This window comes from Streptomyces sp. NPDC089915, from assembly GCF_040684675.1.
GTDB lineage: Bacteria > Actinomycetota > Actinomycetes > Streptomycetales > Streptomycetaceae > Streptomyces.
Genome location: NZ_JBFBGN010000097.1, coordinates 1 through 26,698 on the forward strand (window position 1 = coordinate 1; position 26,698 = coordinate 26,698).

A 26,698-nucleotide genomic window follows, 5' to 3' on the forward strand; every position below is an offset into this window, starting at 1 on the left:
CTGGCCCTTGTGGATCACGGGGGTGGCGGCGAGGGCCTTGCGGACGGTCTCGTTGATCGGGCGGGTGTTGGCGAGCACCAGGGCTGGATTCGTCCAGCCCCGCCGGCGTTGTGGGTCCGCGTCCGTCAGAACAGGCGGAGCTTGTCGTCCTCGATGCCGCGCAGGGCGTCGTAGTCCAGGACCACGCAGTCCATGCCCCGGTCATTGGCCAGAACCCGCGCCTGCGGCTTGATCTCCTGCGCGGCGAAGACACCGCGCACCGGCGCCAGGTGCGGGTCGCGGTTGAGCAGCTCCAGGTACCGGGTCAGCTGCTCGACGCCGTCGATCTCCCCGCGCCGCTTGATCTCCACGGCCACCGTCGCGCCCGACGCGTCCCGGCACAGGATGTCCACCGGGCCGATCGCCGTCATGTACTCGCGGCGGATCAGCGTGTAGCCCTCGCCCAGCGTCTCGATGCGGTCGGCCAGCAGCTCCTGGAGGTGCGCCTCGACGCCGTCCTTGATGAGGCCCGGGTCGGTGCCCAGCTCGTGGGAGGAGTCGTGGAGGACCTCCTCCATGGTGATGATGAGCTTCTCGCCCGCCTTGTTGACGACGGTCCAGACGTTCGCCTCGTCCCCGCTCCCCTCCTTGAGGGTGCACGGAGGCGACATCCAGTTGAGCGGTTTGTACGCCCGGTCGTCCGCGTGGATCGAGACACTGCCGTCGGCCTTCACGAGGATCAGACGGGGTGCCGAGGGCAGATGGGCGGTGAGCCGACCCGCGTAGTCGACGGAGCAGCGGGCAATGACGAGACGCATGGTCGGCAACGCTACTCGACCGACGGGCCTTCACGCGATTCGCCCCTGAAAGCCCCGTTCGCCGATGGCGCGTTGTATGCGCATTCTCCTGGTGCGCCACCCGGTGGGCGCCTACCGTGGTGAGCGGGAGGTTGCCGAGCGTGCACACTGCGTCGCGGCCTCCTTCCCTGCCCGTAGGACTCCGGCGACTCAGAACGCCGGGGTCACGAGAGGAGAACCCATGTCGCTCGACGTCTCACCGGCCCTACTCGAACAGGCCGAGCGAGGCGAGGTCGACGAAGCCGCCTTCGTCGACTGCGTCCGGACCTCCCTGCCTTACGCATGGGAGATGATCAGCTCGTTGACGGCCCAGCTGGAGGTTGAGGGCGGAGAGTTCGCCGACAACCAGACGCCGCCGCCGGACGAGCAGGCGCGCGGCCAGCTGCTGCGCGCGCTCGCGAGTGACGCGATACGGGGTGCGCTGCAGCGGCACTTCGGGGTGCGCCTGGCCTTCCAGAACTGCCACCGCGTGGCGGTGTTCCCGCTGGATCCCTCGGTGGACGACCGGCTGGCCAAGTTCACCTCGATCCGCGGCCAGCTGCTGAACCAGTCGCCCGAACTGCGCGACTGCTAGCAGGACCGGTACTCCGCTGCCGCTCCGTGTCGCGGGAGGTGCGAAGACACCGGGGCGGCAGCACAGGCCGTACGGCGCCGGGGCCACGGCCGGTCAGGCCAGCAGGGGCAGGACCTCCGCGCCGAGCCGCCGGACGTTCTCCTCGGTGGCGGCGAGGTCGCCGGAGCCCTCCGCCAGCAGCGCGAATCGGGTGATGCCCGTGCGCTCCGAGGTGGCCGCCAGCCGGTCCGCCGCCAGCTCCGGGGTACCGACGGGGTGCAGGTCGCAGAGCAGCTCCGTGTAGTCGTGCGGATCGCGCATCGCGCGCTGCCTGTCGTCCACCGTCACGTGCGCGTCGAGGCCCTGCCGCAGCCAGCCCGGCATCGCCTTCAGCAGGGTCTCGCGGGCGTCCGCCGTACGGTCCGCCAGCTGGCACACCCCGGCCGACACGTGTCCCGCCGACCGGACCGCCCCGGGATCGTGCCCCGCCGCGAGCGCGGTCTCGCGCCAGAGGGCGACCATCCCCGCCTTGTCCTCGTCCCCGCAGTGCATGCCCAGCAGCATCGGCAGCCCGCGCCGCGCGGCCGTCCGCACCGACCCGGGGGAGGTGCACGCGACGATCACTTCCGGCCCCGTCCCGTCCCCGTCCAGGGCCTCGTCCGGACGGGGTACGACGGCCACCTCGCGGAAGCCGTGCCGCTCGCCGGCCGCCGCCACCCGGGGCTCGGCCAGCCAGCTCCGCAGCAGGTCGAGATCCTCCGGGAAACCGGTCTCGTACGCCTCCAGGCCGCCCCCGAACACCTCCAGGTCCACCCACGGCCCGCCCCTCCCCACCCCGAGGGTGAACCGGCCGCCGGAGGTGACGTGCAGCAGGGCCGCCTGCTCCCCGAGGGCCACCGGGTGCGTGTTCGGCAGCACGCTCACCGCCGTCCCCACCCGCAGCCGCCGGGTCCGCCCCAGCAGCAGCGCCGCCAGCGTCACCGCCGACGGGCACACCCCGTACGGGACGAAGTGGTGCTCGGCGAGCCAGACCGAGTCGAGCCCGGCCTCCTCGGCCACCTCGGCGGTGCGCACCGCCCGGTGCAGCGCCTCCCCCTGCCCCTGGCCCGGGAACTGGGCCGCCAGTACAAAAGCTCCTACGCGCATCGCCCTTGGCCTCCTCGCGGCTGGCGCGGCCTCCCCCAGGTGGACCGGCTCATCGCCCGTTGACGGCGTCAACGTCTGCTGGCAACAACGTCTGACACGTGCCAAAGGCACGGCCTGACAGGAAAGTTATTGAGATAGTCGGGCCAGTTCCGTTCGCAGGTGCGCCTTCCCCGAACACCCTGCGGGTAACGCGGCTCGCTGCGCGTAGTCTGGAGGAAAGTCACTGTCCGCCGCCCCTTCGTGAGGTATACGTGTCACCGCGCCACAACCGCCCCAGGGGCGGCGAGACCCCGGACGAACGGCCGGCTTCCGGATACGACCGGTACGGGCTGGAGCAGACCGAGGAGTACCTGGGCGAGGACTGGAAGGTCCGGCACGTGGCGGGCGCCAGCGCGGCCGGCAAGCGCTACCGCTGCCCGGGCTGCGACCAGGAGATCCCCTCCGGCACCCCGCACCTGGTGGCGTGGCCCGAGTACGGCGGCGTGGACGACCGCCGGCACTGGCACAAGGCCTGCTGGAACGCGAAGGACCGCCGCACCTCCAAGGTGCAGCGGTCCCGCAACGCGCCGCGCTACTGAGCGGCGGAGCCGGCGGCGCTCAGACGTCCCGGCGGCGGACGACGGCGTACGAGGCGGTGACCGCGCCCGCCGTGACGAGGACGAGCAGTGAGACCTGGGCCAGGGAGCTGGGCATCGTGGCCCCGTCGATCGAGCCGTCCGGGATCCCGAAGAGCTGGAAGAGCCCGACGGGCGCGTTGTAGCGCAGGACGAGCAGGCCCAGCCCGTTGGTGGCCGGCCAGGCCGTCAGTATCGCCCCGAGCACCGGCGGCATGGTGACCACGCCGAGCATCACCGCGATGGCCCCCGCCGAATGCCGCACGAGCGCGCCGACGGCCAGGGCGAGCAGGCCCAGCAGGGTCACGTAGAAGCAGCCGGCCAGCGCGCCCGCCCATTCGCCCAGGCTGTGCGGCCCGGCGGCGGGGCCGCTGTGCAGGATCGCCGCCCAGAGGCCGACGAACCCCACCGAGCAGGTCGTCGTGACGAACGCGACCGCGCCGAAGACCAGGTACTTCGCGGTCAGCACCCGCAACCGGTCGGGGGCGGCCGTGAAGGTGGTGCGGATCAGTCCCGTGCCGTACTCGGAGGAGATCGTCAGCACGCCGAGCACCATGACGGACAGCTGCCCGACCATCAGCCCGAACAGGGCCGGCGCCGGGTAGGGCAGGCTCTCGTAGTCCCGGGAGGCGGTCTGGATCACGGCGAGCATGCCGACGCCGACGACCAGGCCCACGAGCGAGCCGAGCGTCCACAGGGTGGAGCGCACGGAGGTCAGCTTGGTCCACTCGGAGGCCAGCGCGTGCCCCAGGTGCGGGCGCGGGGTGGGCAGCGGGGAGCTGTAGGGGAGGGATCCGCCCGGCCCCGGTCCGTCCGGCCGGGGTCCGTTCGGCCGGGGTCCGTCCGGCGCCGGCCCGTCCGGCCCCGGCCCGTTCGACGCGGTCGCGCTCGCCGTCGGCTTCCCGGCGGGGGTGGGGGTCATCGGGGGTCCTCGGGGGTGTGCTGGGGGGAGGGGGCCAGGTCCGCGGCGCTGTCCGGCATCAGGAACGGCCGCCGCTCGGCCCCGGGGGGCGGGGGAGCGAAGAAGCCCGCGGCCGTCTCGGCGGGGACCGCGGCCGAGGCCTCGTCCTCCCACGCGGGGACGGTCAGCGGCTCGGGCTCCCACAGCTCGGCGCGCGGGTCGTCGGTGGAGGTGTACTCGACGGAGGCCTGGGTCATCCGCATGTAGGCCTCCTCCAGGGAGGCCCGGTGCGGGGACAGCTCCCACAGCCGGACCCCGGCCGCGTGCGCGAGGTCGCTGATCTCCGGGAGCTCCAGCCCGGTGACGCGCAGCGCCCCGTCGGGCTCCTGGAGCACCCGGCCGCCCGCCTTGGCCAGGGCGGTCGCCAGGGTGGCCCGGCCCCGGGCCGGCTCTCCGGCGGCGCGGACCCGCGCGAATCCGGCCGAGTTGTGCGTGATGAAGTCCTGCGTGCTCATGTCGGCCAGCAGCCGTCCGCGGCCGATCACGATCAGGTGGTCGGCGGTCAGCGCCATCTCGCTCATCAGGTGCGAGGAGACGAAGACGGTCCGGCCCTCGGCGGCGAGCTGCCGCATCAGGTTCCGGACCCAGAGGATGCCCTCGGGGTCCAGGCCGTTGACGGGCTCGTCGAAGAGCAGCACCTGGGGGTCGCCGAGGAGGGCGGCCGCGATGCCGAGCCGCTGGCCCATGCCGAGCGAGAAGCCCTTCGTCCGCTGGCGGGCCGCGGCCTGGAGGCCGACCACGCCGAGGACCTCGTCCACGCGCTTCTCGGGGATCCCGGAGAGCTGGGCGATGGACAGCAGGTGCGTACGGGCCCGGCGGCCGCCGTGCACGGCCTTGGCGTCGAGCAGGGCGCCGACGTGCCGCTGGGCGTTCGGCAGCTCCCGGAAGGGGAGGCCGTTGATCGTGACATGACCGGAGGTGGGCCGGTCCAGTCCGAGGATCATGCGCATGGTGGTCGACTTGCCGGAGCCGTTGGGGCCGAGGAAGCCGGTCACATGACCCGGCTTGACCTGGAAGGACAGCTGGTCGACGGCGGTCTTCGAGCCGAAACGCTTCGTCAGGCCGACTGCCTCGATCATCGTGCTGCCCCTTGTCGGCCCCGGACGGCTCTCGCCCGCCTATGCCCTAAGAGGATATCGAGCCCCGGCCGGTTCCCGCCGGGGCCGGATCCCTGAGCTCTCCCTGAGATCCGGCCCGGGGTTTTCCCGTAGTACGCGGGGCGTCCGTCTTGAGGGGGACGCGGGGTCAGGCGTCCCTCTTGCCGAGGACCAGGTAGCCGCCGATCACCGCGGCCAGGGCCCACAGCGCCATGATCCCGAGACCGCCCCACGGGCCGTAGGCCACGTCCGAGCCCGCGGCGGCCGGCACGGTCTGCATGATCGCGGAACCGGCCTGGCCGGGCAGGTAGGCGGCGACCTTGCGGGTGGCCTCCACCAGGCTGAGGACGATGGGCAGGATCAGGAAGAAGCCGATCAGCAGCGCGATCGAGGCGGCGGAGTTCCGCAGCATCATCGAGGCGCCGATCGCGAAGGCGGCGAGCAGCGCCATGTACAGGCCGACGCCGATCACCGCGCGCAGCACGTTCTCCCCGCCCAGCCCGGTGCTGTGGCCGCCGAGGAGGGCCTGTCCGAGGAAGAAGGAGAGGAAGCCGGTGGCCAGGCCGACCACCAGGGCCAGCGCGGTGGCCACGAGGACCTTCCCGAGCAGCAGGCCGCCGCGGCGGGGCACGGCCGCGAGGGAGGTGCGGATCATGCCGGTGCCGTACTCGCTGCCCACCACCATGGCCCCGAAGACGAGCATCGCCAGCTGGCCGAGGATCATCCCGGAGAAGCTCATCTGGGTGGCGTCGAAGGAGGCCTGCTCCGGCTTGGGCATGTTGTCGAAGGTCGCGTTGACCACGGCGCACAGCCCGGCGCCGATGCCGACGGTGACGAGCAGGGCGGTGGCCAGGGTCCAGCTGGTGGAGGCCACGGTGCGGATCTTGGTCCACTCGGACCGGAGGACTGCGGGGAAGGAGGCCACGGTCACGCACCGCCCTCTCGGCGGGCGTGGGCGTGGTATTCGACGGAGTCCGCCGTCATGCGCATGAACGCTTCCTCCAGTGAAGCCCGCTGCGGGCTGAGTTCGTGCAGCACGATCTGGTGCTGGGCGGCGAGCTCGCCGAGCCGTTCGCTCGGTACGCCGTCGATTTCCAGGTATCCGGTGGCGGGGACGCTGATCGCGTCGATGCCGGCTTCGTGGAGGACGTCCTTGAGCCGCTCTTGTTGCGGCGAGCGCAGACGTACGTAACTGCGGGAGTTCTGGTGGATGAAATCCGCCATCGACAAGTCGGCGAGGAGCTTTCCCTGTCCGATGACCACCAAATGGTCTGCGGTCAACGCCATTTCGCTCATCAGATGGGAGGAGACGAAGATCGTCCTTCCCTCCGACGCCAGACCCTTCATGAGGTTGCGGATCCAGAGAATTCCCTCGGGGTCCAGACCATTGACGGGTTCGTCGAACATGAGGATCTCCGGATCGCCCAGCAGGGCAGCGGCGATTCCCAGCCGTTGGCCCATTCCGAGCGAAAATCCTTTCGACTTCTTCCGTGCCACGGGCGTCAGCCCGACCAGGTCCAGCACCTCGTCCACCCGGCTCTCCGGGATCCGGTTCGACTGGGCGAGGCAGAGCAGGTTGTTGTAGGCGCTGCGGCCGCCGTGCATGGCCTTGGCGTCCAGCAGCGCGCCGATGTGCTTCAGCGGTTCCTTCAGGTCCCGGTAGTGCTTCCCGTCGATCCGGACCGTGCCGCTGGTCGGATTGTCGAGGTCCAGCATCATGCGCATGGTGGTCGACTTCCCCGCCCCGTTCGGGCCGAGGAAGCCGGTCACCGCCCCCGGTTTGACCTGGAAGCTGAGGTTGTCCACGGCGGTCTTCGCGCCGAATCGTTTGGTGAGGCCCTCTAGCTCGATCATGCGGCCACGCTAGAACGCCGAAGGGCCGTACGCCACCTCGAAATGGTGATGTACGGCCCTGGATGCCCGATTTCGGCTACCAGCAAGTAGGTCCGCGTGCGTACGGGGGTGTATCCGCACGCGGGCGCAAGGGAGTTGCTAGCGGCTCTGCTGGGCCGGGACACCACGGGTGACCGGCTCGTCGTCGATCGGGGAGCCGGCCGCGGCCACGGCGGCACCGGTCAGCGTCGCCAGCATCTCGCGGACGTTGGTCAGCTGGGCGTTGATGGAGTCGCGGCGGTTGGTGAGCGCCGCCAGCTCGCGCTCGGACTCGCTGCGGATGCGGTCGGCCTTGGCGTTGGCGTCGGCGACGATGTCCTCGGCCTGGCGCTGCGCGGTCTCCACCGTCTGGCGGGCGCGGCGCTCGGCGTCGGTGCGGAGCTTCTCGGCCTCCAGGCGCAGCTGCTCGGCGCGGTGCTCGATCTCCGCGAGGCGCTTCTCGGCCTTCTGCTGACGGGAGGCCAGGTCGCGCTCGGACTGCTCGCGGCGCTTGGCCAGGTTGGTCTCGAAGTCCGCGGCGGCCTGGGCGGCCTTGGCGCGGGTCTCCTCGAAGAGGGCGTCGGCCTCCTCGCGCTTGGAGGCGGCGTCCTTCTGCGCCTCGGAGCGCAGGGTGGCGGCGTCGCCCTTGGCCTTCTCGACGATGCGGACGCCCTCGTCCTCCGCCTTCGACTTCCGGTCCGCGGCGAACGACTCGGCGTCGTTGCGCACCTGCTGCGCGGCGGACTCGGCCAGCTCACGGTGCTGCTCGGCCGCGCGACGGGCCTCCTCGCGCAGGTCCTTCGCCTCCTCCTCGGCCAGCCGCAGGATCTTCTCGACCCGGGCGCCGAGACCGGCGTACGACGGCTCGGCGTCGCTCACCTGGGCCTGGGCGTTCTGCGTTTCGAGGTGCAGCTCCTCGATCCGCTTTTCCAGAGAGTTGATACGTCCTAGGGCGCTGTCGCGGTCGGAGACCAGCTTGGTAATGCGGTCGTCCACCTGACCGCGGTCGTAACCACGCCGCACGAGCTCGAAGCCGAAGGGGGAGGAAGTGTCGCTCATGGGGTTCCTGTCGAATGAGACCGATGAGTTGCTACGTGAGGTGTTGAGGGGAATCCTAGGCGCCCGGACGGCGTGTCATCGAGTCAATCCGCGTTTGCCCTGGACAATGACACCCCTTTTGAGTGGCAAGGCGACGGAATGATTGTCACTCCTTCGACTGAACCTCCTCCAGGAGCACACATCCTGCGTTCTGACTACCCCTCCGACGCCTTGCCACCCGAACGAGTGGAACCCGCTGATGCGCCGGCCTTCACGCCCCCCGCGCCCTGACCGCCCGAAGCGGGCTTTCCGCCACCCGAAGGTGCCTCGAATGATTCCAACGCCTCAAGAACGTCCTGGACACGGGAGATCTCCGCCTGAATGTCCTCGCGCCTGCGCACCAGGACCTCCAGCTCGCGCCGGCCCTCGTCCACGATCCGCTCGGCCTCCGACCGCGCCTCCGCGAGCGCCTTCTCCGCCTGCCGCGACAGCTCCGCCTTCTTCGTCTCGGCCTCCTTGAGCAGCGTCTCGGCCTTGCGCACGGCCGCGATGCGGACCTTGCTCGCCTCGCTGCTGGCGTCCGACACCAGCTCCTTGGCCTTCGCCTCCGCCTCGGCGCTCTGCTCGGTCGCCGCACGGACCAGCTTGTCCACGCGCTCGCCGGCCGACTTCATCTGCTCCGCCGACTCCCGGCGGGCACGCTCGTGCAGCTCCTCGACCTCGGACTCCACGCGCGAACGCAGCTCCTCCGCCCGCTCCCTTATGGCGGAGGCGTCGCTGCGCGCCCCGACCAGCAGCTCGTCGGCGTCCGTACGGGCCTTCTCCACCAGGGTGTTGCCCTCGACCGTCGCCTCCGAGGTGATCCGCGCGGCCTCCTTGCGCGCCGCGTCGACCATCGCGTCGGCCTGCTCCTCGGCGGCCGTGGTGGCGGCCAGCGCCTGCCGGCCCGCGTCCGAGGTCAGCTTGTCGGCCTCCGACGCGGCCTCCGTGATGAGCCGGTCCACCTGCTCCGCGGCCTCGCGGCGCCGCTTGTTGGACTCCTCGCGCGCCTCGTCCAGCGCCCGCTCGGACTCCTCGCGGGCCTCCGTACGGGTGCGGTCCGCCTCGGTCGCGGCCTCCGCCTTGACCCGCTCCGCCTCGGAACGGGTACGCGTCGCGTGCTCCTGCGCCGAGGACAGCGCCTCGGCCGCGTCCGCGCGCAGCCGCTCGGCCTCGCCCGCCGCCTCGCCGACCGTGCGCTCGTTGTCCTTGCGGGTCTGCTCGGTGAGCTTCTCCGACTCCGAGACCGCCTCGGTGATGAGCCGGTCCGCCTGCTCGGCGGCGTCCGTGCGCAGCCGGTTGGCCTCCGCGCGGGCCTCGTCCAGGGTCTGCTCGGCGTCGCGCTCGGCGCCCGCCAGGGTCTCGTTCGCCGCGGTCGTGACGCGGTCCGCCTCCGCGGTGGCCTCGCCGATGATCCGGCCGCCGTCCGCGCGGGCCTCGTCCAGCGTCCGCGCGGCGTCGGCGCGCAGCCGCTCGGCCTCCGCCGTGGCCTCGCCGACCGTCAGCTCGTTGGCCGCGCGGGTCTCCTCGACCAGCCGGTCGCCCTCCGCCCGCGCGTCGACCAGGATCCGCGCCGAGTCCCGCTCGGCCGCGGCCAGCGTCGCCGCCGCCTGCGCCGTCAGCTTCTCCGCCTCGGCGGCGGCCTCGGTGATGAGCCGGTCGGCCTGTTCGGCCGCCTCGGTGCGCAGGCGGTTGCCCTCGGCGCGGGCCTCGTCCAGGACGGACGCGGCCTCGGCGCGGGTGGCCTCGGCCGCCTCCAGGGCCTCCGTCGTGAGGCGCTCGGCCTCCGCGGTGGCCTCGTCGACCGTCAGCTCGTTCGCCGCGCGGGTCTCCTCGGTGACCCGCTCCGCCTCCGCCGTCGCCTCGGCCGTGATCCGCGCGCCCTCGGCGCGGGAGGCCTCCAGGGACTCCGCCGCCTCGTTCCGGATCCGGTTGGCGTCGTCCCGGGCGTCCTGCCGGGTCCGCGCCGCGTCGCGCTCGGACGCCGCCAGGGCGTCGGTCGCCTCCGTCCGCACCCGCTGCGCGTACTCGGCCGTGTCGGCGCGCAGCTGCTCGGCCTCGGCGATGGCGTCGCCGACCGTGCGCTCGGCCAGGGCCTTCGCCGCGTCCGTCTCGACCTTGGCCTCGTTGCGGACGCGGGCCGCGTCCTCGCCCGCCCGGTCCCGCTCGGCGTGGGCGTCGGCGCGGACCCGGTCCGCCTCCTGCTCCGCCTCCGCGCGGGTGCGCTCCGCCGCCACCTCGGCCGCGCTGCGCAGCCCGGTGATCTCCTCCTCGGCCTGCTCGTGCAGCCCGGCCACGGAGTCCCGCACCTGCTGGGCGGTGGCCTCGGCCGCCGCGACCAGCTCCGCCGCGCGGACCTCGGCCTCCTCGGTCAGGCGGGCCGCCTCGGCCTGCGCCTCCTCCGAGCGCTTGCGGGCCTGCGCCAGCAGCTCCTCGCTCTGCTCGCGGGCCTGCGCCCGCTCGTTGCCCGCGTCCGTCCGGGCCGCCGACAGGGTCTCCTCGGCCTCGCGACGGCGCCGGGCGGCCTCCTCCTGGGCGGCGGCCAGCGCCTCCGCGGCCTCCTCGGCGACCCGCTCGGCCGCCGCCTTCGCCTCGGCGCGCAGCCGGTCCGCGGTCTCCTGCGCCTCCGTGCGCACCCGCTCCGACTCGGCCTCCGCCTCGGCCCGCAGCCGTACGGAGACCAGCTCGGCCTCCGCGCGGGCCCGGCCGGCGTCCTGCGCGGCCTCGGCGCGCAGCTGCTCGGCCTCCGCCTCCGCCTGGCCCTGGAGGGTGCGGATCCGCTCCGCCGACTCGGCGCGCAGCCGGTCGCTCTCCTCGGTGGTCTCCTTGCGGATGTTCTCCGCCGCCAGCCGGGACTCGCGCAGGGTCTGCTCGGCCGAGGTCAGGCGCGCCTCGGCGTCCGACTGGAGCCGGGCCAGCTCCGCGTCGGCCTCGGCCCGCTTGGCCGCCAGGGCCTGCTCGGTCTCCTCGCGCCGCGCCCGCACCGCCGCGTCCGCCTCGGCGGTGACCGCCTCGGCCTGCTCCTCGGCCCCGGCGCGCAGCCGCTCCGCCTCGGCGCGGGTGCGCTCCAGCGTCTCCTCGGCCTGCCGGCGCAGGGTGGTCGCCCGCTCCACGGCCTCGGCGCGGACCCGCTCGCTCTCGGCGCCCGCGCCGGAACGCAGCTCATCGGCGTCGGCCTTGGCCTTGCCCAGGAGCTCCTCGGCGGTCTTGGCCGCCTCCTCGATCTGCTGGACCGCCTCGCGGCGGGCCTCGCCGCGGATCCGCTCGCCCTCGGCGACGGCCTCGGCGCGCAGCTGCTCCGCCTCGCCGCGCAGCCGCCGCGCGTCCTCCTGGAGCTCGACCGTACGGGCCCGGTACTCCTCGGTGTCGTCCTTCGCGGCGCCCTTGAGCTCCGCCGCCGCGTCCGCCGCCTGGGCGCGCAGCCGCTCCGCCTCGGACTCCGCCTCGCGGCGGATCCGCTCGGCCTCCTCGGAGGCGGCGCGGGTGGTCGCCCGGGCGTCCTCCGAGGCCTTGTTCAGCACGTCCTCGGCGGTCCGGGCCGCCTTCGCCAGCTGCGCCGACATGTCCTCGGCGGCGGCCGTACGGGCCTGCTCGCCGGCCTCGGTGCGCAGCCGCTCCGCCTCCGCGCGGGCGTCGGCCAGCGCGTGCTCGGCCTCGGCCTTGAGGACCTCGGCCTCCTTGGTGGCCTCGCCGACCAGCCGGGCCACCTGCTCCTTGGCGGTGCGGGTGCGCTGCTCGTTGACCGACTCGGCGGAGGCGAGCTGGCGGGCCGCGCTCTCCTTGGCCTCCGCGAGCAGGGTCTCGGCCTCGGCCCGGGCCGTGCGCAGCGCCCCGTCGGCCTCCTGGACCCGCGCCTCGGCCACCCGGCCGAGGTCAAGGGTCTGCTGCCGGGTCTGCTCGGCCTCGGCGCTGGTGGTGGTGCGCAGCCGCTCGGCGTGCTCGGTGGCCTCCTGGGCCTGCGTGGAGGCGGCGGCCAGCAGCCGCTCGGCCTCCTTGCGGGCGCGCAGCAGCGCGGACTCGGCCTCGGCCCGGGCGGCCTCGGCGTCGGCGGCGAGCCGGCGGCGGGCCTCCTCGGCGGTCCGGGCGGCCTCGGCGCGGGCCGCGTTCAGCGACTGCTCGGCCTCGGCGCGGGACTCCTCCATGAGCCGGCGGGCCTGGGCCTCGGTCCGGGAGCGCAGCTGCTCGGCCCAGGCGACGTTCTCGTTGACGTGCGCCTCGACGGTCTGGCGGCGCTCGTTGAGCTCCTGGTCCAGGCGCTGGCGCCGGTTGACGGCCTCGGTGTGCAGCTCGGCCTGGAGGCGCGCCTGGTGCTCGGCGTGCTCCTGGAGGATGCGCTGGGTCTGCGCCCGGGCGTCGCGCAGCTCGCGCTCGGCGTCGGAACGCATCTGGTCGGCCTGGATCTGGGCGTTGCGCAGCAGCTGCTCCGCCTGGTATCCCATGTCCGCGCCGTCGTAGGCGGGCCGGGAGGCGAGGGCGCGGCGCACCTCGTGCAGCTTGGCCCGCAGCACCTCGACCTGGTAGCCCAGGTCCTCGGCGTGCTGGACGGCCTTCCCGCGCTCCTTCCTCAGCCGCTCCATCTCGGCTTCGAGGCGCGTGAGATGGTCGGCTTCAGCCTGATGGCTCTCCTGGCTTTCGTAGCCGAGCACAGCGCGGTCCCGTCCGTCCCCTGGTCGCAAGCTCACCTTCAATTGAGCATCGCTCGCCCGCTGAACGACGCCCCCGGGGAAATGGTGTCAGAAACCGGGGCAGGGGTATCGGGCCCCGCCCCGTCTCCGACCGCACCCCGGCCGAGCCATGGCCACTCTACCGGCCGGGGAATGGGGGTATCAGTGGTCCGGGTTGCTGGTGACCAGTTCGGTGAGGACTCCGTGGCAGTCCTTGGGGTGCAGGAAGGTGATCCGGGAGCCCATCGAGCCGATGCGGGGCTGGTCGTAGAGGACCCGGACGCCCTTGCCGCGGATGGCCTCGGCGTCGCCGTCGACGTCCGCCGTGCCGAAGGCGATGTGGTGGACGCCCTCGCCGTTCTTGGCGAGCCACTTGCCCACCGCGGAGTCCTCGCGGGTGGGCTCCAGGAGCTGGAGGTACGAGGCACCTCCGTCGGAGGTCTCGTTGATCTTCAGCATGGCCTCGCGCACGCCCTGTTCCTCGTTGACCTCGGTGTGGAACACCTCGAAGCCGTACGTGGCACGGTAGAACTCGACGGTCTTGTCCAGGTCGAAGCAGGCGATCCCGATGTGGTCGATTCTTGTCAGCATGGGACCAGTGCACCGCCGAGGAGGGGCGTCACGCAACGTGCCAGCGATCACACCGACTGCCCGGTGACGGCGCGGGTACTGCTCAGTACTGTCAGGTAAACCCTCGTTCACTCCTCAGCTTCCCCGCTGAAAGGGGATTCGCCCTCATGTCCGGAACGAACAACACCACCTCCGTGATCGTCGCCGGGGCCCGCACGCCCATGGGGCGGCTGCTCGGCTCGCTGAAGTCCTTCTCGGGCGCCGACCTCGGCGGCTTCGCCATCAAGTCCGCGCTGGAGCGGGCCGGGATCTCCGGCGACCAGGTCCAGTACGTGATCATGGGCCAGGTGCTCCAGGCCGGCGCGGGCCAGATCCCCGCCCGCCAGGCCGCCGTCAAGGCCGGCATCCCGATGAACGTGCCCGCGCTCACCATCAACAAGGTGTGCCTGTCGGGCCTCGACGCGATCGCCCTGGCCGACCAGCTCATCCGCGCGGGCGAGTTCGACATCGTGGTCGCGGGCGGCCAGGAGTCGATGACCAACGCCCCGCACCTGCTGCCGAAGTCCCGCGAGGGCTACAAGTACGGCGCGATCGAGATGCTGGACGCGATGGCCTACGACGGCCTCACGGACGCCTTCGAGAACATCGCGATGGGCGAGTCCACGGAGAAGCACAACACCCGCCTGGGCATCGAGCGCGCCCCGCAGGACGAGTTCGCCGCCGCCTCGCACCAGCGGGCCGCCGCCGCGCAGAAGAACGGCGTCTTCGAGGCCGAGATCACCCCGGTCGAGATCCCGCAGCGCAAGGGCGACCCGGTGATCTTCGCCGCGGACGAGGGCATCCGCCCGGAGACCACCGTGGAGTCCCTGGGCAAGCTGCGCCCGGCGTTCGCCAAGGACGGGACCATCACCGCCGGCACCTCCTCGCAGATCTCCGACGGCGCCGCCGCCGTGGTCGTGATGAGCAAGGCCAAGGCCGAGGAGCTGGGCCTGGACTGGATCGCCGAGATCGGCGCCCACGGCAACGTGGCCGGCCCGGACAACTCCCTCCAGTCGCAGCCGTCCAACGCGATCCTGCACGCCCTGAAGAAGGACGGCCTGGAGGTCGCCGACCTGGACCTCATCGAGATCAACGAGGCCTTCGCGGCGGTCGCCGTGCAGTCAATGAAGGACCTCGGCGTGACCCCGGAAAAGGTGAACGTCAACGGTGGCGCCATTGCCCTGGGCCACCCGATCGGCATGTCCGGCGCCCGCGTGGTGCTCCACCTGGCGCTGGAGCTCAAGCGGCGCGGCGGCGGGGTCGGCGCGGCCGCGCTGTGCGGCGGCGGCGGCCAGGGCGACGCCCTCGTGATCCGCGTCCCGAAGGCGTAGGTGCTGCGCTGATGGCGACGGTGGACGTCCCCGCGCTGGTGGCGCAGGCCCGCGAGGGCCGGCCGCGGGCGGTGGCCCGGCTGATCTCACTGGTCGAGGGGGCGTCCCCGCACCTGCGCGAGGTCATGGCCGCTCTGGCGCCGCTCACGGGCGGCGCGTACGTGGTGGGTCTGACGGGTTCCCCGGGGGTCGGCAAGTCGACCTCGACCTCGGCCCTGGTCACGGCCTACCGCAAGGCCGGCAAGCGGGTCGGGGTGCTCGCGGTGGACCCGTCCTCGCCCTTCTCGGGCGGGGCCCTGCTCGGCGACCGGGTCCGCATGTCGGACCACGCCTCCGACCCGGGGGTCTACATCCGCTCCATGGCGACGCGGGGGCACCTGGGCGGGCTCGCGTGGGCGGCGCCGCAGGCGATCCGGGTGCTGGACGCGGCCGGCTGCGACGTGGTCCTGGTCGAGACGGTCGGCGTCGGCCAGTCGGAGGTGGAGATCGCCTCGCAGGCCGACACCTCGGTGGTGCTGCTCGCGCCCGGGATGGGCGACGGGATCCAGGCCGCCAAGGCGGGGATCCTGGAGATCGGCGACGTGTACGTGGTGAACAAGGCCGACCGGGACGGCGCGGACGCGACCGCCCGGGAGCTGAACCACATGCTGGGCCTGGGCGAGTCCCGGGGCCCCGGCGACTGGCGCCCGCCGATCGTCAAGACGGTCGCGGCCCGGGCGCAGGGCATCGACGAGCTGGTCGAGCAGCTGGAGAAGCACCGGGCGTGGATGGACGAGCGCGGGGTGCTGGCCGAGCGGCGGGCCGCGCGGGCGGCGCGGGAGGTGGAGACCATCGCGATCACCGCGCTGCGGAGCCGGCTGGCCGATCTGCACGGGGACGCGCAGCTGGGGGCGCTGGCCGGGCGGGTCGCCGCGGGCGAGCTTGATCCGTATGCGGCGGCGGACGCGTTGCTGGACAGCCTGACGGAGCGCTGAGCCGGGCTGGGGCGGGGTGGGGGTCTTTCTCCCCGCCCCGCCCTTTCGCCGTTTCCCGCTGGAACCGCTAGATCTTGCCGCGGTTGTCGCGCAGGTGTTCCGCGACGGGTGCCAGTGAGCTGCGGAGGGCCTGGAGGGCCTCCGGGGGGAGCAGGTCGATGAAGTGCTCCCGGACGGACGCCACGTGGTGCGGGGCGACCTTGCGCATGGTCTCCATGCCCTCGTCGGTGAGGACGGCGTACAGGCCGCGCCGGTCGGACTCGCAGTTGACCCGGCGCACGAGGCCCGCGGCCTCCATGCGGGTGATCTGGTGGGACAGCCGGCTCTTGGACTGGAGGGTCGCGGTGGCCAGGTCGCTCATGCGCATCCGGTGGCCCTCCGACTCCGAGAGGTTGACCAGGATCTCGTAGTCGTTGTTGGTGAGTCCGAAGGGCTGGAGATCCTTTTCCAGCTGGTGCATCAGCAGTCTGCTGACGTCCAGGTGGGTGCGCCAGGCGCACTGTTCGGCTTCGGTGAGCCAGCGGGTGGCCGTCTCGGTCTCCATCGTCTCCATGAATGAACTCTACCTAAGAAGTTGAATTACGTACAAAAATAGGAAGATCTACAGCCCGAACCGCCGCTGGAGGTCGCCGAGCTGCCCCGGCATCCGCGGCACCCCCAGCTGCCCCAGCGGACCCTGGCCGGCGCCCGGGACGCCCTGGGCGTTGCCCGTGGCCGCCCCGGCGCCCACCGCGCCGACCGCGTGCTCCGCCATCAGCAGCTCGGTCGACTGGAGCAGCACCGTGCCCGCGCCGACGAACTCGAACTGGTGCTCCTCGCCCGAGGTGCCGCCGATGCCGGTCAGTGCCCGCAGTCCGCCGATCACGCCGGACATGTAGCCGTGGTCGTAGTGGTGGCACGGGGAGGGGCAGTCCGCCCAGCCCACCAGCGCCTGCGGGTCCACCCGCAGCGGCGGCTCCATGAAGACCACCGGTCCGTTGGACGCCGCCACGAACTTCCCGGTTCCGATCAGGGTCAGGAATCCCGGGACGATCGACTGCTTGAGGGCCAGCGTGGGCTCGTAGGCCAGCAGGTTCCCCGACCGGATGGTCAGGTTCCCGTCGTCCAGATCGTACGAGTTCACGTCGAAGGCCCGGTCGGCCAGCAGCATCTTGCCCTGGCCCTCGGCCACCACCCAGTCGCTCGCGTGCAGCGGCGAGTGGAAGCTGGTGCGCAGCAGCCGGTCGAAGCGGCCGTGCCCGATGCCGTTGAACTCGATGCGCCCGTAGTACGAGATCATCTTGCCCTTCTGCAGGAACCACTGGTTCCCCTTGAGCTCCACGCAGAAGGTGTACGCGTTCACGTTGTCGTCGGAGGGCAGCGTGTACGGGTCGAAGACCGTCGGACCGCCCGGCCCGCCGCTCACGGGGCCAAAGTTCACAGCTTCTCCTCCGAGGCCTGTACGTAGACCGCGCCCTGGCCGGACAGCTCCAGCTGGAACGCCTCGCCCGAGCCGCGCCCCACCATGTCCCGCCAGCCGAGCGCGGTGGAGAGCTTGTTCCTGACGTCCCCGTGGTGGGCCACGTACGCCTGCGGGTCGACGTGGACCGGCCGGTTCGGGGTGATGGGGAGCTCGATGACCCCGCCGTGGGCCATCACGGCGACCGCGCCGTGGCCCTTGAGGGTGGTGGTGAACAGGCCCTGCCCCGTCACCTGGCCGCGCACCATGCCCATGACACCGCCCTGCGAGCCCATGAACATCGTGCCCTGCTGGAGGGTGCCGTCGAAGGCCAGCAGCCGGTCGGCCTCGACGTAGAGGGTGTCGCCCTGGAGGTTGATCACCTGGATGTGGTGGCCGCCGTGGCCGAACATCACCGTGCCGCTGCCCTCCACCTCCATCAGCGGGGTCTGCTCGTTCGCCACCCGGCGGCCGATCATGCTCATGACGCCGCCCTGGCCGCCGGTGATGCTCGGGGTGAAGGAGACCTCGCCCCGGTAGGCGAGCATCGCCCCGCGCTGGCTGTACATCTTCTGCCCGGGGACCACCTGGGCCTCGACCATCTTCGAGTTGATCTCGCGGAACGGCATCAGACGTCACCCCCGATCGTGTTGCGTTCGCTGGGCTGCACGTACACCAGGCCCTCGCCCTCGAACCGGATCTGGAACGCCTCGCCCGAGCCCTCGCCGATCAGGGTCCGGAAGTTGATCCCCGACTGGAACGACTGGCGCAGGTCGCCGGTGTGGGCGATGTACGCCCCCGGGTCCACCGAGAGCGGGTACTGGGCGCTGACGCGCAGCACCACCGCCGGGCCGTCGGACATGATCGCCGCCTGGCCGGAACCCTCCACGGTCGTCGTGAAGAGCCCGTTGCCCGTGCTGGCGCCGCGCAGGCCGGTGAACGTCGTGCCGGTGCGCAGGGAGGCGTCGGTGCACAGCAGGTTGCTGGACTCGACGTACAGCTTCTCGCCGCGCAGGTTCACCAGGTTGATCTCGCTCGCACGGTCCGCGAAGTAGCAGGTGCCGTGTCCCTGTACCTCCATCACGGTCATCTGCTCGCCGGTGAGCCGGCGCGTCACCATCCCGCGGAGGCCTTCGCCGCCGCCCGTCATCTTCTTGAAGGCCATCTGCCCGTCGTACGCGACCATGGAGCCGTTCTTCGCTTTCACGGCGTCCCCGGTCAGCTCGACGGCCAGCACCTTGCTGCCTTGGAGTCGGAACTGAGCCACGGGGATGACGGTATCGGCACCGGGCGGCACCGAACAGGGTCCGGAGGTCGATATACGCCACATTCGCCGGTGTTGGGGGTTCCGGCCCCCCGCCCGAAGATCCCCCGGAGCGGCTGAGACACTGGAACGGACCCCCGGTCCCCGGCCCCGAAGGTTCCACGTGGACATCAAGACCGCCTCCGCCCTGCACCGGCTGCGCCTCATCTCCGTTCCGGAGGCGCTGTCGTTCCCGGCCCTGCTGATCTTCGGCTCCCTGCTGAGCCGGATCTCGGACATCGACTACCTGATGATGCCGCTGGGCATCCTGCACGGGATCCTCTTCGTCATCTACGCGGTCTTCCTGCTGGACGTGTGGAACAAGGCGAAGTGGCCGCTGAAGAAGGTCGCCCTCTTCTTCCTGCTGGCGCTGCTGCCCTTCGGCGGGCTCTACGGCGACCGGCTGCTCAAGCGGGACGAGGCCGACAGCGTCGTCGCCGCCCGCGCGCGCGAGGCGGCCCGCGCGTGATCGTCGCGTTCTCGGTGACCCCGCTGGGGGTGGGTGAGGAGGTCGGCGAGTACGTCGCCGACGCGGTCCGCGTGGTGCGCGAGTCCGGGCTGCCGAACCGCACCGACGCCATGTTCACCACCGTCGAGGGCGAGTGGGACGAGGTCATGGACGTGGTCCGCCGCGCCGTGGCCGCCGTCGAGGAGCGCGCCCCCAGGGTCTCCTTCATCCTCAAGGCCGACATCCGCCCCGGCGTCACCGACGGGATCACCTCGAAGGTCGAGACGGTCGAGCGCCACCTCGGCCGGGACTGACCCGGCCCGGCCCGGCCCGCAGAGCAGCCTTCCCGAAAGCGCCCCCCGCCCGTCCCGGCGGGGGGCGCTTTCGCATGCCCGGACGCGGCGGGTGTGACCGGCCTCACTGTTGAGCGATCGCTCAAATCCGTCTAGGGTCCCGTGTTGAGCGATCGCTCAACACGAGGCGCGGGGGGTGTGAACGGGATGGGCCTGTACGTCGAGACGTTGATCCGCACCGGGATGGACGAGCTGTGGGAGCGCAGCCAGGACCCGGCGCTGCACCAGCGCTGGGACCTGAGGTTCACCTCCATCCACTACCTCCCGCGCACCGGGGACGAGCCCCAGCGCTTCCGGTACGCCACCCGCGTCCTGCCGTTCGTCCGCGTCGGCGGCACCGGGATCTCGGCCGGCGAGCGGCGGCGGCCCGACGGGACCCGGGTGTCCGCCCTGCGCTTCGCCTCGGACCACCCGCTGTCCCTGCTCGCCGAGGGCAGCGGCTACTGGCGCTACGTCCCGGGCCCCGACGGGATCCGGTTCCTCACCGGCTACGACTACCGCCCGCGCTGGGGCCGCTTCGGGCTCCTCGCCGACCGGCTGGTCTTCCGTCCGCTCATGGGCTGGGGCACCGCCTGGTCCTTCGACCGGCTGCGGCTGTGGTGCGAACGGGGGACCCCGCCGGGCCGGGCCCTCGCCCGGGCCCTCGCCGAGACCGTCCTGCGGGCGCTGGCCTGCGCCGCCGCCCTGGCGTTCGCCCCGCCCGCCGCCGCCCTGCCCGTCCTCGCCGCCGCGCTGCTGCTGCCGCCGCTCCCCGGCACCCCGGCGGCCCGCCGCTGCCTGCGCCGGCCCCCCGGCCGCGCCGCCGTCACCGAACCCCGCCTGCTGACCACCCTGGAGCCGTCGTGACATCCATCTTCCGCGCCCACATGGGCGCCGACTTCGACCGCCTGCACCCCGAGCTGCGGCGCCGGTTCTCGGTGGGGCTGGAGAGCGGGGAGGGCTGCGTCGGCTACGGGACCATGGAGCGGATCTGGCACGGCCGCGGCTTCGTGAAGCCCTTCCTGCGGCTCGGCGGGACCCGCAACATCCTCGTGCCGCGCGAGGGCCGCGACGTCCCGTTCGTCATCGAGAACATGCCCTACGCCGACTCCTACGGACGCGAGACCGTCACCTTCGTACGGACCTTCCGGCTGCCGGGCGGGCCGCGCCGGTTCGACGCCACGATGATCCACAGCCCCGAGCGGGGCAGCATCCTCGACTACCTGGGCACCCACCAGCACCTCGCCAGCGACCTGCACATGAGCGCCGAGCCCGACGGCTCCCTGCTCATCCGCTCCGGCGAGCACCGCGTCCGCGAGGGCCGCCTCGACCTCCGGGTGCCCGCCCTGATCGGCGGGGACGCCGAGGTGCGCGAGTCCTTCGACGAGACCACCGGCCGGTTCCGGATCCGGGTACGGGTGACCAACCGGTACTTCGGCCCGCTCTTCGGCTACGAGGGCGCCTTCACCGCCCGGTACGTCGACGTCCGCACCCACGGGGTCCGCGGCGACCTGCGGCCCGTCCGCGAGGAGGTCCGGGCGTGAGCGCGGCCGCCACCAAGGAGAAGCTCCTCGAAGGGGCCCTGCGCACCCTCGTCGAGCAGGGCGTCGCCAAGACCTCCGCCAGGAACATCGCCGCCACCGCCGGGGTCGCGCAGGGGCTGGTCTTCTACCACTTCGGCTCCGTGGACGAGCTCCTCGCCGAGGCCTGCCGGTACGGCGCCGCGCAGCGCGTCGCCCGCTACCGCGACCGGCTCGCCGCACTGGGCGGCCTGACCGAGCTGCTGGAGTTCGCCCGCGCGATGCACGCCGAGGAGCGGGCCGGCGGCTACGTCGCCGTGCTCGGCCAGCTGCTGGCGGCCGCGCAGTCCTCCCCGGCCCTCGCCGCGGCCACCGCCGACGGGCTCGGCCTGTGGATCGCCGAACTGGAGGCGGTCCTCACCCGGCTGCTCGCGGCGACCCCGCTGGCCGGCTTCGCCGACCCGGCGGGCCTGGCCCGCGCCACGGCCGCCTCCTTCGTCGGCATCGAGCTCTACGAGGGGGTCGACCCCGACGGGGCCGGCCGCGCCCTCGACGCCCTGGAACAGCTGGCCTCCCTCGCGGCCGTCCTGGAGGGCCTCGGCCCCCTGGGCCAGCGCGCCGTCCGCCACGGCCTGCGACGCGGCACGCGGGGCTGACCCGGGGCGCCCGGTCAGGCGGCCGGGGGGCCCGAGGCGAGGGCGATGGCCAGGGGGGTGCGTTCGTAGCGGACCTGGTGGCCGTGGCGGGCCGGGATCAGCAGGCCCGCCTCCCGGAGGACCTTCAGGTGGGCCGAGACCGTGGACGGGGCCAGGCCCAGCCGGTGGGCCAGCGCCGTGGTGGAGGCCGGCTCCTCCAGGGCGCACAGCACCTCCGCCCTGGCCCGGCCCAGCAGACGGGCCAGCGCGGCCGGGGTGTCCTCCCGTGCCGGGGTCCACAGGGCGCCGATGCCCCGGGCCGGGTACACCACGGTCGGCTGCCAGGGCGGGTCGAAGCCGCCCGCGATCTGCGGCCAGACGAAGGCGCTCGGCATCAGAAGCAGCCCCTGCCCGCCCAGGACCCGCTCGTGCTCGGCGGGCCGCTCGATGGTCAGGGTCAGGGAGGCGGAGTCCCAGGAGAGGTCCGGGTGCAGCCCGTAGAAGAGCGCCTCCAGACCGCCGGCGGCGAGCCGCCGCGAATGGAAGAGGACGTCCGCCTCCAGCAGGGCCCGCAGCCGCGGCCAGTGCGGCTCCACCAGCACGCTCCACGCCCGCTCCAGCAGATCCGCCAGCTCCCGCACGGACCGCGCCGGATCCGCGAGCAGGCGGCGGCCCGCCTCGCCGTCGAGCGCCCCCGGCGTGCAGCTGAGGGACTTGAGCATGTCCTCGCGCGCCGCGGCCGGATCCGCCGCGCGCACCAGCGCCAGCTCCTCCGCGAAGGTCACCCCGGGCCCGCTCGGCGGCGGGCTGATGAAGTCCGTGCTGTGCCCGCGCCGGGGCATCAGCAGCCACAGCGGACGCAGGTCCAGCCCGGCCGCCGCCGCGCGGATCCCGCGCAGCCAGGGCAGGTGGTAGCCCTGCCGGTCCGGGCGCTTGAGGGTGCGGACCGCCTCCTGCGTCTCCCACAGCGGCGACAGCGCGAACCGGCACCGCAGCAGGTCCTCGTGCCCGAAGCGGTGGAGCAGTCCCATCCCGGCCCGCCTCCCCTCGTGAACGCGACGGCGCCGACCCGAGGACTCTGCCGCAACATTCGCCCCCACACGAATCCCTACACCCCCGGGGCCGCCCCCGGGAGGCTGCGGCCATGCCCACCGATCACGAAGCCCCCGCACCCGCCGGGGCCGCACCGCGCACCGCCCCGGGCCCGGCCGACGGCGTACCGACCCCCGCCGCCGCCCCCGCGCGGGGCTACGGCGCGGTGTTCCGCGTCCGCGAGTTCCCCGCCGTCTTCGCCGCGCACCTGATGTCCGTCCTCGGCGTCGTCGTCGCCGAGATCTCCCTCACCGTCCTCGTCTACCGCGCCACCGGCTCCCCCCTGATGAGCGCGCTCACCTTCGCCCTCGGATTCCTCCCCTACGCCCTCGGCGGCACCCTGCTCGCCGGCCTCGCCGACCGCCACCCCGCCCGGCGGGTGCTCACCGCCTGCGACCTGGTGTGCGCCGCCTGCGCCGCGGCCATGGTCTGGCCGGGGACGCCGATCGCGGGGATCCTCGTCCTGCGCTGCGCCATGGCCTTCGTCGCGCCCCTCTTCCAGGGCGCCCGCAGCGCCTCCCTCGCCGACATCCTCGGCTCCGGCGAGGCCTTCGTCCTCGGCCGGTCGCTGCTGCGCATGGTCGCCCAGAGCGCCCAGCTCATCGGCTTCGGACTCGGCGGGCTGCTGCTGACCGTCCTCGCGCCGCGCGGGGCCATCGCGCTGACCGCCGCCGGGTTCCTCGCCTCCGCCCTGCTGCTGCGGCTTGGCACCCGGGCCCGGCCCGCCCGCGCCGGGGCCGTACGGCACTCCGCGCTCGGCGGGCCGCGCGCCGTCCTCGGCGACCGCCGGCTGCGCGTCCTCACCCTGCTGTGCTGGATCCCGTCCGCCTTCTCCGTGGTCCCCGAGGCCCTCCTCACCCCCTACGCCGACGGCATCGGCGCCGGCACCATCACCCTCGGGATCCTGATGTGCGCCCTCCCCGTGGGCACCATCGCGGGTGAACTCTGGGCCGGCTCCGCCCTCAGCGCCCGGACCCGCGCCCGGATCACCGCCCCGCTGGCCGCCGTCTGCCTGCTGCCGCTCCTCGTCTACGCGCTGCGCCCCGGCCCGGCCGCCGTCGCGGCGGCGCTGGTCCTCGCCGGGCTGGCGCACGCCCACGCCCTCGGCATCGACCGGATGTACGTGGACGCCGTCCCCGACGAGCTGCGCGGCCGGGCGATGACCCTGCTGAGCACCGGGGTGATGACCCTCCAGGGGGTGGGCATGGCGCTGGCCGGGGCCGCCGCCGAGTTCTTCCCGGCGCATGCCGTCGTCGCCGGTTCGGCCCTGATCGGGACCCTCGTCGTCCTCCTGCTGCTGGCCGAGCTGCGCGCCACCGAGCCGTCCCGCGGGCGGGTCGAGGAATGAGACGGGCGGCGCCGGAAAGCAACCGCCCGGTAGGGTCTGGTGGATGCCGAAGCCGCTCAGCCTCCCCTTCGACCCCATCGCCCGTGCCGACGAGCTCTGGAGCCGACGCTGGGGGCCCGTGCCCTCCATGGCCGCGATCACCTCGATCATGCGCGCCCACCAGATCCTGCTCGGCGAGGTCGACGCGGTCGTCAAGCCGTACGGGCTGACCTTCGCCCGGTACGAGGCGCTGGTGCTGCTCACCTTCTCCCAGGCGGGGGAGCTGCCCATGTCGAAGATCGGCGAGCGGCTGATGGTCCACCCGACCTCGGTGACGAACACCGTGGACCGGCTGGTGAAGTCCGGGCTGGTGGCCAAGCGCCCCAACCCGCACGACGGGCGCGGCACGCTCGCCTCCATCACGGAGAAGGGCCGCGAGGTCGTCGAGGCGGCGACCAAGGACCTGATGGCGGTCGAATTCGGGCTCGGCGCGTACGACGCGGAGGAGTGCGCGGAGATCTTCGCGCTGCTCAGGCCGCTGCGGGTGGCCGCCGCCGACTTCGCGGAGGGCTGACGGCCGGGGTGCGTCAAGATCGAGCAAATCGGGCGGTTACGCTCGACGGCATGAAACGAAGCGTGCTGACCCGCTACCGCGTCATGGCCTACGTGACCGCGGTCATGCTCCTGATCCTCTGTGCCTGCATGGTGGCGAAGTACGGCTTCGACACCGGCGCCGACCTGACCCTCGCGGTCTCCCAGGTCCACGGCGTGCTCTTCATGATCTACCTGGTCTTCGCCTTCGACCTCGGCTCCAAGGCCAAGTGGCCCTTCGGCAAGCTGCTGTGGGTCCTGGCGTCGGGCACGATCCCGCTGGCGGCCTTCTTCGTCGAGCGCGGGGTCCGCGCCGAGGTCGAGCCGCTGGTCGCGGACGCCCCGGTCACCGTCGGCGCCTAGCCGTCGGCCGGCCGGCGGCCGGCCGCGGTCCGGCCGCCGTCCGGGTCCGCTCGCGCGGGCCTGTAGGAACGCTCGAAACCACACCCCCGGGGGAGACTCCCCGGGGGTTTGCCATCGACATTTACTAGGACGTCCTAGTAAATTCGAAGGTATGGACGCAGACGCCATCGAGGAGGGCCGCCGACGCTGGCAGGCCCGTTATGACAAGGCCCGCAAGCGGGACGCGGACTTCACCACGCTCTCCGGCGATGAGGTCGACCCCGTCTACGGGCCCCGGCCCGGCGACGCCTACGAGGGATTCGAGCGCATCGGCTGGCCGGGGGAGTACCCCTACACCCGCGGCCTGCACGCCACCGGATACCGCGGCCGGACCTGGACCATCCGGCAGTTCGCCGGATTCGGCAACGCCGAGCAGACCAACGAGCGCTACAAGATGATCCTGGCCGCCGGCGGCGGCGGGCTCTCGGTGGCCTTCGACATGCCCACCCTGATGGGCCGCGACTCCGACGACCCGCGCGCGCTCGGCGAGGTCGGGCACTGCGGCGTCGCCATCGACTCCGCCGCCGACATGGAGGTCCTCTTCAAGGACATCCCGCTCGGCGACGTCACCACCTCGATGACGATCTCCGGCCCGGCCGTCCCCGCCTTCTGCATGTACCTCGTCGCCGCCGAGCGCCAGGGCGTCGACCCGTCCGTGCTCAACGGCACCCTCCAGACGGACATCTTCAAGGAGTACATCGCTCAGAAGGAGTGGCTCTTCGAACCCGAGCCGCACCTGCGCCTCATCGGCGACCTGATCGAGTACTGCGCCAACGGCATCCCGGCCTACAAGCCGCTGTCCGTCTCCGGCTACCACATCCGCGAGGCCGGGGCCACGGCCGCGCAGGAGCTCGCCTACACCCTCGCCGACGGCTTCGGGTACGTGGAGCTCGGCCTCTCCCGCGGCCTGGACGTGGACCACTTCGCGCCCGGCCTGTCCTTCTTCTTCGACGCGCACCTCGACTTCTTCGAGGAGATCGCCAAGTTCCGCGCCGCCCGCCGGATCTGGGCCCGCTGGATGAAGGAGGTGTACGGCGCCAAGAACGAGAAGTCGATGTGGCTGCGCTTCCACACGCAGACCGCCGGCGTCTCCCTGACGGCCCAGCAGCCGTACAACAACGTCGTGCGCACCGCCGTCGAAGCCCTCGCGGCCGTCCTCGGCGGCACCAACTCCCTGCACACCAACGCCCTCGACGAGACCCTCGCCCTGCCCAGCGAGCAGGCCGCCGAGATCGCGCTGCGCACCCAGCAGGTGCTGATGGAGGAGACCGGCGTCGCCAACGTCGCCGACCCGCTGGGCGGCTCCTGGTACGTCGAGCAGCTCACCGACCGCATCGAGGCCGACGCCGAGAAGATCTTCGACCAGATCAAGGAGCGCGGCCTGCGCGCCCACCCGGACGGGCGGCACCCGATCGGCCCCATCACCTCGGGCATCCTGCGCGGCATCGAGGACGGCTGGTTCACCGGCGAGATCGCCGAGTCGGCCTTCCAGTACCAGCGCGCCCTGGAGAAGGGCGAGAAGCGCGTGGTCGGCGTCAACGTCCACCACGGCTCGGTCACCGGCGACCTGGAGATCCTCCGCGTCAGCCACGAGGTCGAGCGCGAGCAGGTGCGGGTGCTCGCCGCCCGCAAGGAGCGCCGCGACGACGCCAAGGTGACGGCCTCGCTGAAGGCCATGCTGGACGCCGCCCGCGACGGCTCCAACATGATCCCGGCCATGCTGGACGCCGTACGGGCCGAGGCCACGATGGGCGAGATCTGCAACGTCCTGCGCGACGAGTGGGGCACCTACACCGAGCCCCCCGGCTTCTAGGCCGCACCCGCACCCGGCCGCGGGCCGGCCGCGCGGTTCCCCCCCCGGGGAGCCCGCGCGGCC

Annotated in this window: 27 protein-coding genes; 13 read left to right on the forward strand and 14 right to left on the reverse strand. The window is 72.8% G+C overall.

From position 1 onward, the window contains the following. Window positions 1-125: 125 nt before the first annotated feature. The gene (nucS, locus tag AB0O29_RS24890) at window positions 126-797 is read right to left on the reverse strand and encodes an endonuclease NucS (protein WP_045952094.1); all 672 of its coding nucleotides are present in this window, start codon (window positions 795-797) and stop codon (window positions 126-128) included. A gap of 220 nt (window positions 798-1,017) precedes the next feature. Here nucS and AB0O29_RS24895 point away from each other — a divergent pair, with 220 nt between their 5' ends. After that, on the forward strand, window positions 1,018-1,410 hold the full coding sequence (locus AB0O29_RS24895; protein ID WP_030235830.1) for an SCO5389 family protein: 393 nt from the start codon (window positions 1,018-1,020) through the stop codon (window positions 1,408-1,410). Between the two features lie 93 nt (window positions 1,411-1,503). Here the strand turns inward: AB0O29_RS24895 and AB0O29_RS24900 are convergent, their stop codons facing one another. Further along, on the reverse strand, window positions 1,504-2,535 hold the full coding sequence (locus AB0O29_RS24900) for an LLM class flavin-dependent oxidoreductase (RefSeq protein WP_365154997.1): 1,032 nt from the start codon (window positions 2,533-2,535) through the stop codon (window positions 1,504-1,506). Between the two features lie 251 nt (window positions 2,536-2,786). Here AB0O29_RS24900 and AB0O29_RS24905 point away from each other — a divergent pair, with 251 nt between their 5' ends. Beyond that, on the forward strand, window positions 2,787-3,113 hold the full coding sequence (locus AB0O29_RS24905; RefSeq protein WP_365155000.1) for an ATP/GTP-binding protein: 327 nt from the start codon (window positions 2,787-2,789) through the stop codon (window positions 3,111-3,113). Between the two features lie 19 nt (window positions 3,114-3,132). Here AB0O29_RS24905 and AB0O29_RS24910 read toward each other — a convergent pair whose 3' ends face one another. The 7 genes from AB0O29_RS24910 to mce all read right to left on the reverse strand — a co-directional run bounded on the left by AB0O29_RS24910 (window position 3,133) and on the right by mce (window position 13,411). Beyond that, window positions 3,133-4,071 carry an ABC transporter permease gene (locus AB0O29_RS24910; protein WP_365155003.1) on the reverse strand — a complete coding sequence of 313 codons (939 nt, stop codon included), beginning with the start codon at window positions 4,069-4,071 and terminating at the stop codon, window positions 3,133-3,135. After that, complete coding sequence (locus AB0O29_RS24915; RefSeq protein ID WP_365155006.1) at window positions 4,068-5,189, reverse strand: ABC transporter ATP-binding protein; 1,122 nt, start codon at window positions 5,187-5,189, stop codon at window positions 4,068-4,070. The genes AB0O29_RS24910 and AB0O29_RS24915 overlap by 4 nt, the downstream gene beginning before the upstream one ends. Window positions 5,190-5,355: 166 nt before the next feature. Further along, window positions 5,356-6,132 carry an ABC transporter permease subunit gene (locus AB0O29_RS24920; RefSeq protein WP_365155051.1) on the reverse strand — a complete coding sequence of 259 codons (777 nt, stop codon included), beginning with the start codon at window positions 6,130-6,132 and terminating at the stop codon, window positions 5,356-5,358. A gap of 2 nt (window positions 6,133-6,134) precedes the next feature. Next, on the reverse strand, window positions 6,135-7,061 hold the full coding sequence (locus AB0O29_RS24925) for an ABC transporter ATP-binding protein (RefSeq protein WP_365155009.1): 927 nt from the start codon (window positions 7,059-7,061) through the stop codon (window positions 6,135-6,137). A 138-nt stretch (window positions 7,062-7,199) separates the two neighbouring features. Beyond that, a complete protein-coding gene (locus AB0O29_RS24930; protein WP_365155012.1) occupies window positions 7,200-8,138 on the reverse strand; it encodes a cellulose-binding protein in 939 nt (312 codons plus the stop codon). A 194-nt stretch (window positions 8,139-8,332) separates the two neighbouring features. After that, a complete protein-coding gene (gene scy / locus AB0O29_RS24935; RefSeq protein WP_365155014.1) occupies window positions 8,333-12,802 on the reverse strand; it encodes a polarized growth protein Scy in 4,470 nt (1,489 codons plus the stop codon). Window positions 12,803-12,982: 180 nt separating this feature from the next. Beyond that, entirely contained in the window at window positions 12,983-13,411 is a 429-nt protein-coding gene (gene mce, locus AB0O29_RS24940; RefSeq protein ID WP_365155017.1) for a methylmalonyl-CoA epimerase, read from the reverse strand. Between the two features lie 146 nt (window positions 13,412-13,557). Here mce and AB0O29_RS24945 point away from each other — a divergent pair, with 146 nt between their 5' ends. Together AB0O29_RS24945 and meaB are read left to right on the forward strand one after the other, a co-directional pair. After that, on the forward strand, window positions 13,558-14,760 hold the full coding sequence (locus AB0O29_RS24945; RefSeq protein WP_365155019.1) for an acetyl-CoA C-acetyltransferase: 1,203 nt from the start codon (window positions 13,558-13,560) through the stop codon (window positions 14,758-14,760). 11 nt (window positions 14,761-14,771) lie between these two features. Next, complete coding sequence (gene meaB, locus AB0O29_RS24950) at window positions 14,772-15,734, forward strand: methylmalonyl Co-A mutase-associated GTPase MeaB (protein WP_365155022.1); 963 nt, start codon at window positions 14,772-14,774, stop codon at window positions 15,732-15,734. A 67-nt stretch (window positions 15,735-15,801) separates the two neighbouring features. Here the strand turns inward: meaB and AB0O29_RS24955 are convergent, their stop codons facing one another. The 4 genes from AB0O29_RS24955 to AB0O29_RS24970 are packed head-to-tail and all read right to left on the reverse strand — an operon-like array spanning window position 15,802 to window position 18,439. Beyond that, window positions 15,802-16,278, reverse strand: a complete 477-nt coding sequence (locus AB0O29_RS24955; RefSeq protein ID WP_365155054.1) for a MarR family transcriptional regulator — start codon at window positions 16,276-16,278, stop codon at window positions 15,802-15,804. A 57-nt stretch (window positions 16,279-16,335) separates the two neighbouring features. Continuing rightward, window positions 16,336-17,154, reverse strand: coding sequence for an AIM24 family protein (locus AB0O29_RS24960; RefSeq protein ID WP_365155025.1), 819 nt, complete (start codon window positions 17,152-17,154; stop codon window positions 16,336-16,338). After that, on the reverse strand, window positions 17,151-17,801 hold the full coding sequence (locus AB0O29_RS24965) for an AIM24 family protein (RefSeq protein ID WP_344165344.1): 651 nt from the start codon (window positions 17,799-17,801) through the stop codon (window positions 17,151-17,153). The genes AB0O29_RS24960 and AB0O29_RS24965 overlap by 4 nt, the downstream gene beginning before the upstream one ends. Then, a complete protein-coding gene (locus AB0O29_RS24970; protein WP_344165347.1) occupies window positions 17,801-18,439 on the reverse strand; it encodes an AIM24 family protein in 639 nt (212 codons plus the stop codon). The genes AB0O29_RS24965 and AB0O29_RS24970 overlap by 1 nt, the downstream gene beginning before the upstream one ends. A 160-nt stretch (window positions 18,440-18,599) precedes the next feature. Between AB0O29_RS24970 and AB0O29_RS24975 the strand changes: the two genes are divergently transcribed. The 5 genes from AB0O29_RS24975 to AB0O29_RS24995 all read left to right on the forward strand — a co-directional run bounded on the left by AB0O29_RS24975 (window position 18,600) and on the right by AB0O29_RS24995 (window position 21,431). Next, on the forward strand, window positions 18,600-18,944 hold the full coding sequence (locus AB0O29_RS24975; RefSeq protein ID WP_079429816.1) for a DUF3817 domain-containing protein: 345 nt from the start codon (window positions 18,600-18,602) through the stop codon (window positions 18,942-18,944). Continuing rightward, window positions 18,941-19,237 carry an MTH1187 family thiamine-binding protein gene (locus AB0O29_RS24980; RefSeq protein WP_365155030.1) on the forward strand — a complete coding sequence of 99 codons (297 nt, stop codon included), beginning with the start codon at window positions 18,941-18,943 and terminating at the stop codon, window positions 19,235-19,237. The genes AB0O29_RS24975 and AB0O29_RS24980 overlap by 4 nt, the downstream gene beginning before the upstream one ends. A 186-nt stretch (window positions 19,238-19,423) precedes the next feature. After that, the gene (locus AB0O29_RS24985; protein WP_365155057.1) at window positions 19,424-20,122 is read left to right on the forward strand and encodes a hypothetical protein; all 699 of its coding nucleotides are present in this window, start codon (window positions 19,424-19,426) and stop codon (window positions 20,120-20,122) included. Beyond that, window positions 20,119-20,799, forward strand: coding sequence for a DUF4166 domain-containing protein (locus AB0O29_RS24990; protein WP_365155033.1), 681 nt, complete (start codon window positions 20,119-20,121; stop codon window positions 20,797-20,799). Before AB0O29_RS24985 ends, AB0O29_RS24990 begins: the two co-directional genes overlap by 4 nt. Continuing rightward, entirely contained in the window at window positions 20,796-21,431 is a 636-nt protein-coding gene (locus AB0O29_RS24995) for a TetR family transcriptional regulator (RefSeq protein WP_365155036.1), read from the forward strand. Before AB0O29_RS24990 ends, AB0O29_RS24995 begins: the two co-directional genes overlap by 4 nt. Before the next feature lie 14 nt (window positions 21,432-21,445). On the opposite strand, the gene AB0O29_RS25000 is transcribed toward AB0O29_RS24995, so the two are convergent. After that, a complete protein-coding gene (locus AB0O29_RS25000) occupies window positions 21,446-22,441 on the reverse strand; it encodes a DUF5937 family protein (protein WP_365155039.1) in 996 nt (331 codons plus the stop codon). Between the two features lie 113 nt (window positions 22,442-22,554). On the opposite strand from AB0O29_RS25000, the gene AB0O29_RS25005 reads away from it, so the two are divergent. The 4 genes from AB0O29_RS25005 to AB0O29_RS25020 all read left to right on the forward strand — a co-directional run bounded on the left by AB0O29_RS25005 (window position 22,555) and on the right by AB0O29_RS25020 (window position 26,635). Continuing rightward, window positions 22,555-23,850, forward strand: a complete 1,296-nt coding sequence (locus AB0O29_RS25005; protein ID WP_365155042.1) for an MFS transporter — start codon at window positions 22,555-22,557, stop codon at window positions 23,848-23,850. Window positions 23,851-23,893: 43 nt separating this feature from the next. Beyond that, window positions 23,894-24,403 carry a MarR family transcriptional regulator gene (locus AB0O29_RS25010; RefSeq protein ID WP_365155045.1) on the forward strand — a complete coding sequence of 170 codons (510 nt, stop codon included), beginning with the start codon at window positions 23,894-23,896 and terminating at the stop codon, window positions 24,401-24,403. A gap of 50 nt (window positions 24,404-24,453) precedes the next feature. Continuing rightward, on the forward strand, window positions 24,454-24,783 hold the full coding sequence (locus AB0O29_RS25015; protein ID WP_045948372.1) for a DUF3817 domain-containing protein: 330 nt from the start codon (window positions 24,454-24,456) through the stop codon (window positions 24,781-24,783). 151 nt (window positions 24,784-24,934) lie between these two features. After that, on the forward strand, window positions 24,935-26,635 hold the full coding sequence (locus tag AB0O29_RS25020; protein WP_365155048.1) for a methylmalonyl-CoA mutase family protein: 1,701 nt from the start codon (window positions 24,935-24,937) through the stop codon (window positions 26,633-26,635). Window positions 26,636-26,698 lie beyond the last annotated feature (63 nt).

Coding starts and splice junctions, on each gene's coding strand:
- nucS (WP_045952094.1), bottom strand. CDS start 797: ATGCGTCTCGTCATTGCCCGCTGCTCCGTCGACTACGCGGGTCGGCTC.
- AB0O29_RS24895 (WP_030235830.1), top strand. CDS start 1,018: ATGTCGCTCGACGTCTCACCGGCCCTACTCGAACAGGCCGAGCGAGGC.
- AB0O29_RS24900 (WP_365154997.1), bottom strand. CDS start 2,535: ATGCGCGTAGGAGCTTTTGTACTGGCGGCCCAGTTCCCGGGCCAGGGG.
- AB0O29_RS24910 (WP_365155003.1), bottom strand. CDS start 4,071: ATGACCCCCACCCCCGCCGGGAAGCCGACGGCGAGCGCGACCGCGTCG.
- AB0O29_RS24915 (WP_365155006.1), bottom strand. CDS start 5,189: ATGATCGAGGCAGTCGGCCTGACGAAGCGTTTCGGCTCGAAGACCGCC.
- AB0O29_RS24925 (WP_365155009.1), bottom strand. CDS start 7,061: ATGATCGAGCTAGAGGGCCTCACCAAACGATTCGGCGCGAAGACCGCC.
- AB0O29_RS24930 (WP_365155012.1), bottom strand. CDS start 8,138: ATGAGCGACACTTCCTCCCCCTTCGGCTTCGAGCTCGTGCGGCGTGGT.
- mce (WP_365155017.1), bottom strand. CDS start 13,411: ATGCTGACAAGAATCGACCACATCGGGATCGCCTGCTTCGACCTGGAC.
- AB0O29_RS24945 (WP_365155019.1), top strand. CDS start 13,558: ATGTCCGGAACGAACAACACCACCTCCGTGATCGTCGCCGGGGCCCGC.
- meaB (WP_365155022.1), top strand. CDS start 14,772: ATGGCGACGGTGGACGTCCCCGCGCTGGTGGCGCAGGCCCGCGAGGGC.
- AB0O29_RS24955 (WP_365155054.1), bottom strand. CDS start 16,278: ATGGAGACCGAGACGGCCACCCGCTGGCTCACCGAAGCCGAACAGTGC.
- AB0O29_RS24965 (WP_344165344.1), bottom strand. CDS start 17,801: ATGCCGTTCCGCGAGATCAACTCGAAGATGGTCGAGGCCCAGGTGGTC.
- AB0O29_RS24985 (WP_365155057.1), top strand. CDS start 19,424: ATGGGCCTGTACGTCGAGACGTTGATCCGCACCGGGATGGACGAGCTG.
- AB0O29_RS25000 (WP_365155039.1), bottom strand. CDS start 22,441: ATGGGACTGCTCCACCGCTTCGGGCACGAGGACCTGCTGCGGTGCCGG.
- AB0O29_RS25005 (WP_365155042.1), top strand. CDS start 22,555: ATGCCCACCGATCACGAAGCCCCCGCACCCGCCGGGGCCGCACCGCGC.
- AB0O29_RS25010 (WP_365155045.1), top strand. CDS start 23,894: ATGCCGAAGCCGCTCAGCCTCCCCTTCGACCCCATCGCCCGTGCCGAC.
- AB0O29_RS25015 (WP_045948372.1), top strand. CDS start 24,454: ATGAAACGAAGCGTGCTGACCCGCTACCGCGTCATGGCCTACGTGACC.
- AB0O29_RS25020 (WP_365155048.1), top strand. CDS start 24,935: ATGGACGCAGACGCCATCGAGGAGGGCCGCCGACGCTGGCAGGCCCGT.